Below are 13,343 nucleotides of genomic sequence, written 5' to 3'. Positions count from 1 at the left end.
GATTCTCTCCGCTTTAGCGAACGCCGCAGCCGGCTGCGTAGTTCCCGGGCCGGTGCACAGCGCGCGACGCGACCATTCGCGAACATCGATGATACCGGGATCAGGGACCCGAGCGGACTAAAGTCGGCAGGCGTGAGCCCGGCCCGACGTCAACGTGCCCGTCCCCAGCCATGCCGCTGGTGTGGACGTGACGTGACCGATGCCGGAATGGGCCGCCGCCGCCAATACTGCCGGCAGTCGTGCCGGCAGCGGGCCTATGAGCAGCGAGCCATGATGACCCGGGGTGAAGCCGGGGCCGCGGCGGCCCTGCCTGCCGACGCGGTGGTGTTGACGGCCGACGAAGCGGCCGATCTGTCGGACCGGATCTACCAGATGCGATGTGCGGCGGAGGACGTCGCCACCGCACTCGACGAAGGAGCCGGCGCGCCCGAATTGCGTGAGCTGTGCGGCGAGCTGCTCCGGGCGGCCAGGGCCGCCGACGGCTGGCGCAGGGTGGGTGTCTAACCGCTAGACACCGGCGAACCGGGTAAAGTCGCGCCATGGACGGCGGGCTCGGTGTACCCAGGTATGCAAGCGGCCGCGGTTGCTCGCCCAGAATGGCTTCCAGGTCTTCCAGGGCACCCGGCCCGCCCGCGCATACCTGGGAGTATCGGACGTTTTGAAATCCTGCCACAGTTGGCGATACTCACCAGCGACATTCTTCGGTCGGAACGCAGCACGACGCCGGTCGAAAAAGCGACGCTGGTCGGCGAAACGGCGAGGCCGATTCGTGCAACGACTTCCGTGATTCGGCGATAAGGCCGCACCCGGTCGGCGACGACCAGGGGTTAGGCGAGGTTAGGCGAGGTTAGTAATGGTTGATCAACTCCAGCATGCAACCGAAGCGCTGCGGAAAGCGCTGGTCCAGGTTGAACGCCTGAAGCGGACCAACCGCGCGCTGCTGGAGCGATCGAGCGAGCCGATCGCGATCGTCGGGATGTCGTGCCGCTTCCCCGGCGGGGTCGACACTCCGGAGGCCCTGTGGCAGATGGTCGCCGACGGCCGCGACGTGATGTCCGAGTTCCCCACCGACCGCGGCTGGGACCTGGCCGGCCTGTTCGACCCGGATCCCGACACGCCCCACAAGTCGTATGCGAGCACCGGCGGTTTCGTTGACGGTGTCGCCGACTTCGATCCCGCGTTCTTCGGCATTGCCCCCAGCGAGGCCCTGGCGATGGACCCGCAGCACCGGATGCTGCTGGAGCTGTCGTGGGAGGCGCTGGAGCGAGCCGGGATCGATCCCACGCGGCTACGCGGAAGCGCCACCGGCGTCTTCGCCGGGCTCATCGTCCAGGGCTACGGCATGTTCGCCGAGGAGATCGAGGGCTACCGGCTGACCGGTATGACCTCCAGCGTCGCCTCCGGCCGGGTGTCGTATGTGCTGGGGTTGGAGGGTCCGGCGGTGTCGGTGGATACGGCGTGTTCGTCGTCGTTGGTGGCGTTGCATATGGCGGTGCAGTCGCTGCGGTCGGGGGAGTGTGACCTGGCGCTGGCCGGCGGCGCCACCGTCAACGCCACCCCGACGGTCTTCGTGGAGTTCAGCCGGCACCGGGGGCTGGCGCCCGACGGGCGCTGCAAGGCCTACGCGGGCGCGGCCGACGGGGTCGGCTGGTCCGAGGGTGGGGCCATGTTGGTGGTGGAGCGGCTCTCGGATGCGCGGCGGTTGGGGCATCCGGTGTTGGCGGTGGTGCGGGGTTCGGCGGTCAATCAGGATGGGGCCTCGAATGGGTTGACCGCGCCTAATGGTCCGTCGCAGCAGCGGGTGGTGCGGGCGGCGTTGGCCAATGCGGGTTTGTCGGCGGCGGATGTGGATGTGGTCGAGGGTCATGGGACCGGGACCACGTTGGGTGATCCGATTGAGGCGCAGGCGTTGTTGGCCACCTATGGGCAGGGTCGCAGCGAGCCGCTCTGGTTGGGGTCGGTCAAGTCGAATATGGGTCATACCCAGGCGGCGGCGGGGGTGGCCGGGGTGATCAAGATGGTGTTGGCGATGCGCCATGAGTTGTTGCCGGCGACGTTGCATGTCGATGAGCCCAGCCCGCATGTGGATTGGTCGGCGGGGGCGGTGTCGTTGTTGACCCAGCCGCAGCCCTGGCCGGGCGATGGCCGGGTGCCGGGCCGGGTTAGACGGGCGGGGGTGTCGTCGTTTGGGATTAGTGGCACCAATGCGCATGTGATTGTCGAGGCGGCTCCGGCAGAGCAGTCCCGGGAGGTCGGGCCGGCCCCGGCGGTGGTGCCGTGGGTGGTGTCGGCGAAGTCGGATGCGGCGTTGCGGGCGCAGGCGGTGCGGTTGGCCGGGTATCTGCGGGCCCATGACGAGTTGGATGTCGCCGATGTGGGGTGGTCGTTGGCGGGGCGTTCGACATTTGAGCATCGTGCGGTGGTGGTCGGCGGGGATCGGGACCGGTTGCTGGCCGGGTTGGACGAGTTGGCCGGCGATGAGGTCGGGTCGGTGGTTCGCGGTACCGCGGCGCCGGCGGGCAAGACGGTGTTCGTCTTCCCCGGCCAAGGCTCCCAGTGGGTCGCCATGGGCGTCGAATTGCTTGACACCGCACCGGTATTCGCACAGCAGATCGAGGCGTGTGCCGAGGCGTTCGCCGAATTCGTCGACTGGTCGCTGACCGACGTGCTGCGCGGCGCTCCGGGCGCCCCCGGCCTCGACCGGGTGGACGTGGTGCAGCCGGTGCTGTTTGCGGTGATGGTGTCGCTGGCCGAGTTGTGGAAGTCGATCGGCGTGCGTCCGGACGCCGTCATCGGTCATTCCCAGGGCGAGATCGCCGCCGCGTACGTTGCCGGTGCGCTGTCGCTGCGCGACGCCGCCAAGGTGGTGACGCTGCGCAGCACATTGCTGACCGGGCTCGCCGGTCCGGGCGGCATGGTGTCGTTGGCGTGCGGCGCCGAACAGGCGCAGGAGTTGTTGGCGCCCTTCGGAACTCGGATCAGCATCGCCGCGGTCAACGGCCGTTCGGCCGTCGTGGTGTCGGGTGAAGTGGCCGCGCTGGAGGAGCTGATCCAGGTTTGCGCGGACCGTGAGCTGCGCACCCGCCGGATCGAGGTGGACTATGCCTCGCATTCGGCAGAGGTCGAAGCCATTCGGGACCAGCTCACCGGCGCTCTCGCGGGTATCGAGCCGGGTTCTTCGCGCACCGCCTTCTTCTCGTCGGTGACCGGAAACCGTTTGGACACAGCAGGTTTGGACGCCGACTACTGGTACCGCAACATCCGCCAGACCGTGCAGTTCGACCAGGCGGTGCGCAGCGCATGCGAACACGGGTACCGCACTTTCATCGAGTCCAGCCCGCACCCCGCGCTGATCGCCGGCATCGAGGACACCGCCAACCACTGCACCGCTGACTCCGAACCCGTCGTCGTCCCCACCCTCGGCCGCGAGGACGGCGGGCTCGACAGGTTCCTGTTGTCGGCCGCCGCCGCCTTCGTCGCGGGTGTGCCGGTGGATTGGCGTGGCGTACTGGACGGGGCCGGGTTCGTCGAGCTGCCGACGTATGCCTTCGAAAAGCGCCGGTTCTGGCTCTCGGGCGAGGGCATGGGGGCCGACGCATCCGGTTTGGGATTGACGGCGGGTCAACACGCATTGCTGGGCGCGGTGGTGGAACTGCCCGCATCCGGTGGCGTGGTGTTGACGGGCCGGTTGTCCGTCAGCTCCCAGGCCTGGTTGGCCGATCATGCCGTGTCGGGCGTCGTGGTGTTCCCCGGCACCGGTGTCGTCGAATTGGCGATCCGCGCCGGCGACGAAGTCGGCTGCCCGGTGGTCGACGAGCTCACCCTGCGGACACCGTTGCTCGTTCCGGCTTCGGGATCGGTGGCGGTGCAGGTGGTGGTCGGCGCCGCGGCGGAGTCTTCGGAGCGCAGCGTCTCGGTCTATTCGCGCGCCGACGTCGACGCCGGTTCGGTGTGGGTGTGCCACGCCGAGGGGACGTTGCGTGCTGGGACCGTTGAGCCCGCGGCCGACCTGTCGGTGTGGCCGCCCGCGGGCGCCGCCGCCGTGGATGTGTCCGACGGCTACCAGCGGCTGGCGGAGCGCGGCTACGGGTATGGTCCGGCGTTTCGCGGGTTGACCGCGATGTGGGCCCGCGGTGACGAGCTGTTCGCCGAGGTGAGGTTGCCGGAGGCGGCCGGCGGCGTGGCCGGGTTCGGGTTGCACCCCGCGCTACTGGACGCGGCGTTGCACACCGCGGTGATAGCGAATCCGGACGCCGAACTGGTTCTGCCGTTCTCCTGGCAACAGGTGTCGTTGCACGCCACCGGGGCATCGACGGCGCGGGTACGGATCGCGCCGGCCGGACCGTCAGCGGTATCGGTCGAGCTTGCCGACGACCTCGGCTTGCCGGTGCTGTCGGTCGCCGCGATGGTGGCCCGACCGGTCAGCGAGCAGCAACTGCGGGCCGTGTTGTCCGGTGCGGGTGCGGACCGACTATTCGAGGTCGCCTGGTCACCGGCGACCGCGGCGAGCGCCGATGTACCCTCGTGCTACGACGTCTTCGAATGTGTTGCCGCTGTTGACGATCCGGTGGCCGCAACCCACGAAAGCGCCCGCCGGGCGCTGGCGGCCGTGCAGTCGTGGCTGGCCGAGCATGACTCCGGAGTGCTGGTGGTCGCCACCCGGGGTGCCGTGGCGCTGCCGGGTGAGGACGTCACCGACCTGGCGGGGGCCGCGGTGTGGGGATTGGTGCGGTCAGCGCAAACCGAAAGCCCCGGCCGGCTGATCTTGCTGGATTCCAATGTGCCACTTGATAATTCGGCGGTCACAACAGCATTGGCGGTCGGCGAACCGCAGGTGCTGCTGCGCAACCGACAGGCCTACACCCCGCGGGTGCGCCCCAGCCGCGACGTTGACGGCATCCTGGTGCCACCGGCCGGCGGGCCGTGGCGGCTGGGCCTGAGCAGTGCGGGCACCTTCGAGAACCTGCGGCTGGAGCCGGTTCCCAACGCCGGCGCGCCGTTGGGCCCGGGCCAGGTTCGGGTGGCCATGCGCGCCATCGCCGCGAACTTCCGCGACATCATGATCACCCTGGGCATGTTCACCCACGATGCGTTGATCGGCGGCGAAGGCGCCGGCGTCGTCGTCGAGGTCGGGCCGGGAGTGACCGAATTCGCGGTCGGGGATTCGGTATACGGGTTCTTCCCCGACGGCAGCGGCACGCTGGTGGCCGGGGACGTCCGGTTGTTGCTTCCGATGCCCGCCGACTGGTCATACGCCGAAGCCGCCGCCATCTCAGCCGTTTTCACCACCGCGTACTACGCCTTCGTGCACCTGGCCGACGTCCAACCAGGCCAGCGGGTGCTGGTGCACGCCGCCACCGGGGGGGTCGGCATGGCGGCTGTGCAGCTGGGCCGGCATCTGGGTTTGGAGGTGTTCGCCACCGCCAGCAAGGGCAAGTGGGACACCTTGCGGGCCATGGGCTTTGACGAAGACCACATCTCCGATTCGCGCAGCCTGGAATTCGAGGACAAATTCCGCGCGGTCACCGGCGGCCGCGGCATGGACGTCGTATTGGATTCGCTGGCCGGTGAATTCGTCGACGCGTCGCTGCGCCTGCTGGGGCCCGGCGGGGTGTTCCTCGAGATGGGCAAGACCGACATCCGCGACCCCGGCGTGATCGCCCAGGAATATCCGGGTGTGCGCTACCGCGCCTTCGACCTGTTCGAACCCGGCCGTCCCCGCATGCACCAGTACCTGCTCGAACTGGCCGCATTGTTCGACGCCGGGGTGCTGCGGCCATTGCCGGTGACGATGTTTGACATCCGGCGGGCGCCGACGGCCCTGCGCTACCTGAGCCAGGCGCGTCATATCGGCAAGGTCGTCATGAGCATGCCGGACGCATGGGCTGCCGGCACCGTGCTGATCACCGGTGGAACCGGCATGGCCGGTTCGGTATTGGCGCGCCACGTCGTAACCCGCCACGGGGTCCGTCATCTGGTGTTGCTCAGCCGGCGTGGTGCCGACGCTCCGGGGGCCGCGGAGTTGGTGACCGAGTTGGCCGCCGCCGGCGCGCAGGTGCAGGTGGTGGCGTGTGACGCGACCGAGCGGCCGGCGCTGGCCGACGTGATCGCCGGCATCCCGGCGCAGCACCCGTTATCCGCCGTGATCCATGCGGCCGGTGTGCTTGACGACGCGGTGATTTCGTCGTTGACACCGGAACGCATCGATGCCGTATTGCGGGCCAAGGTCGATGCGGCGTGGAACTTGCACGAGCTGACCCGCGACCTGGATGTGGCTGCGTTCGTGATGTTTTCGTCGATGGCCGGGCTGGTGGGGTCGTCGGGTCAGGCCAACTATGCGGCCGCCAATACCTTCCTGGACGGGTTGGCCGCGCACCGACGGGCCCACGGGTTGGCGGCGATGTCGCTGGGGTGGGGCCTGTGGGATCAGGCCAGCGACATGACCGGCGGACTGGACGCCGCCGACCGTGCCCGGCTGGGCCGCGAAGGTGTGCTGGCGTTGGCCTCGGATGAGGCGATGGAGTTATTCGACACCGCGCTGATCATCGACCAGCCGTTCCTGGCGCCCGCCCGCATCGACCTGAGCGCGCTGCGGGCGCACGCGGTGACGGTGCCGCCGATGTTCAGCGATCTGGTCAACGCGCCGACCAGACGCCAGGTCGACGACGCGCTGGCTGCCGCCAAGTCGAAATCGGCGCTGGCGCATCGCCTGCACGGCCTGCCCGAAGCCGAACAGCACGCCGTGGTGCTGGACTTGGTGCGGTCCCACATCGCCACCGTCCTGGGCAACATCGCCCCCGAGGTCGTCGACGCCGACAAGGCGTTCCAGGAGTTGGGCTTCGACTCACTGACCGCGGTCGAAATGCGCAACCGACTCAAAACCGCTACCGGCCTTACCCTTTCACCCACGCTCATCTTCGACTACCCGACCCCCAACGGCCTGGCCGGCTACATTCGCGGCGAACTCGCCGGTGTTCCGCAGGAGATCGAGCGCGTATCGGCAGTGCGCGCCACGGGTGACGACCCGATTGCCATCGTGGGCATGGCATGTCGTTATCCCGGTGGGATCGAGTCGCCAGATGACCTGTGGGACATGCTGGTTCAGGGCCGCGATGTGCTGTCCGAATTCCCCGACGACCGCGGCTGGGACCTGGCGGGGCTGTTCAACCCGGATCCCGACGTGCCCGGAGCGTGCTACACCAAAACCGGCGGGTTCGTGGACCGGGTCGGCGACTTCGATCCCGCCTTCTTCGGCGTCGGGCCCAGTGAGGCCCTGGCGATGGACCCGCAGCAGCGCATGTTCCTGGAGCTGTCGTGGGAAGCATTGGAGCGAGCCGGAATCGAGCCCGGAAGCCTGCGCGGCAGCGCCACGGGTGTCTTCGCCGGAGTGATGACCCAGGGCTACGGCATGTTCGCGGCCGAACCGGTGGAAGGCTTCCGGCTGACCGGCCAACTGTCGAGTGTGGCCTCCGGCCGGGTTTCGTATGTGCTGGGGTTGGAGGGTCCGGCGGTGTCGGTGGATACGGCGTGTTCGTCGTCGTTGGTGGCGTTGCATATGGCGGTGCAGTCGTTGCGTTCGGGGGAGTGTGACCTGGCGCTGGCCGGCGGGGTGACCGTCAACGCCACGCCCGACATCTTCGTGGAATTCAGCCGCTGGCGCGGATTGTCAGCCGACGGGCGCTGCAAAGCGTTCGCCGGGGCGGCCGACGGCACCGGCTTCTCCGAGGGCGGCGGAATGTTGGTGGTGGAGCGGCTCTCGGATGCGCGGCGGTTGGGGCATCCGGTGTTGGCGGTGGTGCGGGGTTCGGCGGTCAATCAGGATGGGGCCTCGAATGGGTTGACCGCGCCTAATGGTCCGTCGCAGCAGCGGGTGGTGCGGGCGGCGTTGGCCAATGCGGGTTTGTCGGCGGCGGATGTGGATGTGGTCGAGGGTCATGGGACCGGGACCACGTTGGGTGATCCGATTGAGGCGCAGGCGTTGTTGGCCACCTATGGGCAGGGTCGCAGCGAGCCGCTCTGGTTGGGGTCGGTCAAGTCGAATATGGGTCATACCCAGGCGGCGGCGGGGGTGGCCGGGGTGATCAAGATGGTGTTGGCGATGCGCCATGAGTTGTTGCCGGCGACGTTGCATGTCGATGAGCCCAGCCCGCATGTGGATTGGTCGGCGGGGGCGGTGTCGTTGTTGACCCAGCCGCAGCCCTGGCCGGGCGATGGCCGGGTGCCGGGCCGGGTGAGACGGGCGGGGGTGTCGTCGTTTGGGATTAGTGGCACCAATGCGCATGTGATTGTCGAGGCGGCTCCGGCAGAGCAGTCCCGGGAGGTCGGGCCGGCCCCGGCGGTGGTGCCGTGGGTGGTGTCGGCGAAGTCGGATGCGGCGTTGCGGGCGCAGGCGGTGCGGTTGGCCGGGTATCTGCGGGCCCATGACGAGCTGGATGTCGCCGATGTGGGGTGGTCGTTGGCGGGGCGTTCGATGTTTGAGCATCGTGCGGTGGTGGTCGGCGGGGATCGGGACCGGTTGCTGGCCGGGTTGGACGAGTTGGCCGGCGATGAGGTCGGGTCGGTGGTTCGCGGTACCGCGGCCCCGGCGGGCAAGATGGTGTTCGTCTTCCCCGGCCAAGGCTCCCAATTGCTGGGCATGGGAATGGGATTGCACGCCGGATATCCGGTGTTCGCCGAGGCGTTCAACACCGCGGTCGCCGAATTGGACCGCCACCTGCTGCGCCCGCTGCGGGAAGTCGTCTGGGGCCACGACGAAAACCTGCTGAACACCACGGAATTCGCGCAGCCGGCGCTGTTCGCGGTGGAAGTCGCGCTGTACCGGCTGCTGGAGTCCTGGGGAATGCGACCGGACTTCGTGATGGGCCACTCGGTTGGTGAAATCTCGGCGGCACATGTAGCCGGCGTGCTGTCCCTGGAGAACGCCGCGGTGCTGGTCGCCGCACGGGGCAGGTTCATGCAGGCCCTGCCGCCCGGCGGAGCGATGGTCGCGGTGGCGGCCACCGAAGCAGAAGTTGCGCCCCTGCTGAGCGCCGACGTCAGCGTCGCCGCCGTCAACGGCCCTGCCTCCGTGGTGATTTCCGGCGCCGAGGACGCGGTGCTCGCGGTCGCCGACCGGTTGCGCGCTGACGGCCGACGGGTACATCGCCTGGCTGTTTCGCACGCGTTCCACTCGCCGCTGATGGACCCGATGATCGACGAATTCGGCGCCGTGGCAAGCGGCCTGGCCATCGGACAACCTGCGATTCCGGTCATCTCCAATGTCACCGGCGCGCTGGCCGCCGACGACTTCGGCTCGCCGGCCTACTGGAAGCGTCACGTTCGGGAGGCGGTGCGGTTCGCCGACAGCGTCCGATTCGCGCAATCAGCCGGTGCCACCCGCTTCTTCGAAGTCGGGCCGGGCAGCGGCCTCACCGCGTCGATCGAAGAATCACTACCGGATGCCGGGATCCTCACGATCTCCGCGCTGCGCAAGGATCGGCCCGAGCCGGTGACGTTGGTCAACGCCGTGGCTCAAGCGTTCGTCGCCGGTGTCAGCGTGGATTGGCGCACCGTGGTGGGGCAGGCGAACTTCGTCGAGTTGCCGACCTACGCATTCCAGCGGCGGCGGTTCTGGCTGTCCGGCGACGGCGTTGCGGCCGACGCCGCCGATCTGGGCCTGGAGGCCACCGAGCATGCCCTGCTGGGCGCGGTGGTGGAATTGCCGACCTCCGGCGGCGTCGTGCTGACCGGGCGGTTATCGCTGCGCGCGCAGGGCTGGTTGGCCGATCATGCCGTCGGCGGCGTGGTGATCTTCCCCGGAGCGGGCTTCGTCGAGTTGGCGATTCGTGCCGGCGACGAAGTGGGCTGCGGAGTGGTCGAGGAGTTGACCCTCGCCGCGCCCTTGGTGTTGCCAGCCGGGACATCGGTTGCGGTTGAGGTGATCGTGGGCGGTGCGGACGAGTCCGGCGCTCGTGCGGTGTCGGTGTACTCCCGCGCGGAGGCCGGCGCCGGCTGGGTGTTGCATGCCGAGGGCACGCTGACTAACGGGTCCTTGGCTCCGACAACCGATTTGGCGACGTGGCCACCCGTGGGCGCGGTACCGGTGGAGGTCGCCGACGGGTACGAGCGGTTGGCCGAGCGCGGGTACGGCTACGGCCCGGCGTTCCGCGGACTGAGCGCGATGTGGCGCCGCGGCGATGAAGTGTTCGCCGAGGTCGCCTTACCCGCCGACGCCGGGGTGTCGGTCGCCGGCTTCGGAGTTCATCCGGTGATGCTGGATGCGGCGTTGCACGCGGTGATTCTGGCCTCCGACGGCGCCGACGATTTCGGTGTTGCCGAGGGCTCGGTGCTCGTTCCATTTTCCTGGCAAGGCGTGTCGCTGCATGCCGGCGGCGCATCGGCGGTACGGGCGCGCATCGCGCCGGTCGGGCCGTCCAGGGTGTCGATCGAGCTGGCCGACGGGCTCGGCTTGCCGGTGCTGTCGGTCGCGTCGATGCTGGCGCGGCCCGTCACCGATCAGCAGCTGCGCGCCGCGGTATCCGGGTCGGGTCCCGACCGGCTGTTCCAGGTGGACTGGTCGGCCCAGCCGTCGGCCACCCTGGAACCGGTGCCCGTAAAGGCCTGGGGCACAACGGCGGACAGCGACTCGTCAACGGTGGTCTTCGAATCCGTGCCGGTGGCCGGCGACGCGGTGGCGGGTGTCTACACCGCCACGAACTCGGTGCTCGACGTGCTGCAGTCCTGGCTCGGCCGCGACGGCGCAGGGGTACTGGTGGTGACGACGCGCGGTGCTGTCGCGCTGCCCGGCGAAGACGTCACCGACCTGGCTGGCGCGGCGGTGTGGGGCCTGGTGCGCTCGGCGCAGACGGAGCATCCCGGACGTATCGTGCTGGTCGATACCGATGCGGCCCTGGATGAATCGGCCCTGGCGGCGGTGTTGGCCGCCGGCGAGCCGCAGGTGCTGTGGCGCGGTGGGCAGGTGTACATTGCCCGCGTCCACGGCAGCCGCGCGGTTGGCGCGCTGTTGGTTCCCCCGGGCGACGGGCCGTGGCGGTTGGGCATGAGCGCAGCCGGCACGTTCGAAAACCTGCGGCTGGAGCCGATTCCCGACGCTGACGCTCCGCTGCAGCCCGGACACGTCCGGGTGCGGTTGTCCGCCATCGCAGCTAATTTCCGGGACGTCATGATCGCACTGGGGCTCTACCCCGACCCAGAGGCGGTGATGGGTGTCGAGGCGTCCGGTGTTGTCGTCGAAACCGGCCCAGAAACCGGCTCAGACGATGGGGGTTTCGCCGTCGGCGACCGAGTCATGGGCTTGTTCCCCGAAGGCACCGGGACGACCGCCACCACCGACCACAGGCTGTTGGTCAAGGTTCCGGCGGGCTGGTCGCACACCGCGGCGGCCACCACGTCGGTGGTGTTCGCCACCGCCTATTACGCGCTGCGCGATTTGGCGTCCGTACAGCCGGGGCAACGGATCCTGGTGCATGCCGCCACCGGCGGTGTCGGTATGGCGGCGGTGCAGCTGGCCCGGCATTGGGGTCTCGAGGTATTCGCCACCGCCAGCAAGGGCAAGTGGGACACGTTGCGGGCCATGGGCTTTGACGACGACCACATCTCCGACTCGCGCAGCCTGGAATTCGAGGACAAGTTCCGCTCCGCTACCGGTGGGCGCGGCGTGGACGTGGTCTTGGACTCGCTGGCCGGTGATTTCGTGGATGCGTCGCTGCGTCTGGTCGCCCCGGGCGGAGCTTTCCTGGAGATGGGCAAGACCGACATCCGCGAACCCGAAGTGATCGCGCAGCAGTACCCGGGAGTGTGCTACCGCGCCTTCGACCTCTTCGAGGCCGGACCGGACCGCATTGCGCAGATTCTTGCCGAACTGGCCGCCCTGTTCGACGACGAGGTGCTGCGACCGTTGCCGGTCACGACGTTCGACGTGCGTCGCGCGCCTGCGGCGTTGCGGTACCTGAGCCAGGCACGCCACGTCGGCAAGGTGGTGATGACCATGCCGGACGCGTGGGCGGCCGGCACCGTGCTGATCACCGGCGGGACCGGCATGGCCGGCTCGGCGTTGGCGCGCCACGTCGTGACTCGTCACGGGGTGCGCCAACTGGTCCTGGTTAGCCGGCGCGGCCCGGACGCACCCGGGGCCGAGGAATTGGTGGCCGAATTGGGCGCGGCCGGCGCGCAGGTGCACGTGGTCGCTTGTGATGCCGCCGATCGGGCCGCGTTGGCAAAGGTGATGGCCGATATCCCGGTTCAGCACCCGCTGTCGGCCGTGATCCACACCGCGGGCGCACTCGATGACGCCGTGGTGACCTCGCTGACACCGGAGCGGATGGAAACTGTGCTGCGGGCCAAGGTCGATGCGGCGTGGAATCTGCACGAGCTGACCTGCGATCTTGATGTGTCTGCCTTCGTGATGTTTTCGTCGATGGCCGGGCTGGTGGGCTCCTCGGGACAGGCCAACTACGCAACCGCCAACTCGTTCCTGGACGGGCTGGCCGTCCACCGGCGGGCCCACGGACTGCCGGCAATCTCGCTGGGTTGGGGTCTGTGGAATCAGGCCAGTAACATGACCGGCGGATTGGCGAGCGTCGACTTCAAGCGGTTCGCCCGCGACGGCATCGTGGCGATGTCCTCGGAAGAAGCACTGGGATTGCTCGACACCGCCATGATTGTCGATGAACCGTTCATGTTGCCAGCCCACATCGACTTTGCCGCGTTGCGGGTCAAGTTCGATAGCGGCACGCTGCCACCGATGTTCGTCGACCTGATCAACGCGCCCACACGCCGCCAAGTCGACGACTCACTGGCCGCGGCCAAGTCGAAATCCGCGCTGTTGCAACGCCTGGACGGCTTGCCCGACGACGAGCAGTACGCCATCCTGTTGGATCTGGTGCGGTCCAACATCGCGACCGTACTGGGCAACTCCAGCCCGGAAGCGATTGACCCGGACCGGGCATTCCAGGAGTTGGGCTTCGATTCGCTGACTGCGGTCGAAATGCGCAACAGGCTCAAATCCGCGACCGGTCTGGCGCTGTCGCCCACGCTCATTTTCGACTACCCCAACTCCGCTGCGCTGGCCGGCTACATGCACCGCGAACTGCTGGGCGCGTCACCGCAGGATGCCCCGGTCGCCGCACCCGGTGAGGCCGAACTGCAGCGCGTGGTGGCGTCCATTCCGATCAAGCGACTTCGGCAGGCGGGAGTGCTGGACCTGTTGCTGTCGTTGGCCCAGGAAACCGAGGTGAACGGTCAGGCGGCAACGCCGGCAGCGACCACCGAAAAAGACATTGCCGACATGGATCTCGACGACCTTGTCAACGTCGCCTTCATGGATGACGACGAATAGCCATGAG

Annotated in this window: 2 protein-coding genes; both read left to right on the top strand. The window is 68.6% G+C overall.

Annotation, left to right across the window (positions count from 1 at the left end):
• Window positions 1-132 precede the first annotated feature (132 nt).
• On the top strand, window positions 133-504 hold the full coding sequence (locus EET03_RS30850; RefSeq protein WP_082274668.1) for a hypothetical protein: 372 nt from the start codon (window positions 133-135) through the stop codon (window positions 502-504).
• Window positions 505-853: 349 nt separating this feature from the next.
• Complete coding sequence (locus EET03_RS14905; protein ID WP_099193553.1) at window positions 854-13,336, top strand: type I polyketide synthase; 12,483 nt, start codon at window positions 854-856, stop codon at window positions 13,334-13,336.
• Window positions 13,337-13,343 lie beyond the last annotated feature (7 nt).

The sequence above is a fragment of the Mycobacterium innocens genome (genome assembly GCF_900566055.1).
Taxonomy (GTDB): domain Bacteria; phylum Actinomycetota; class Actinomycetes; order Mycobacteriales; family Mycobacteriaceae; genus Mycobacterium; species Mycobacterium innocens.
Note: the sequence above shows the minus strand (reverse complement) of the source record. Positions and strands in the feature narration are given on the sequence as shown.

What these genes read in the sequence shown, in the direction of transcription:
- EET03_RS14905 (WP_099193553.1), top strand. Translation starts at nt 854, where the DNA reads ATGGTTGATCAACTCCAGCATGCAACCGAAGCGCTGCGGAAAGCGCTG.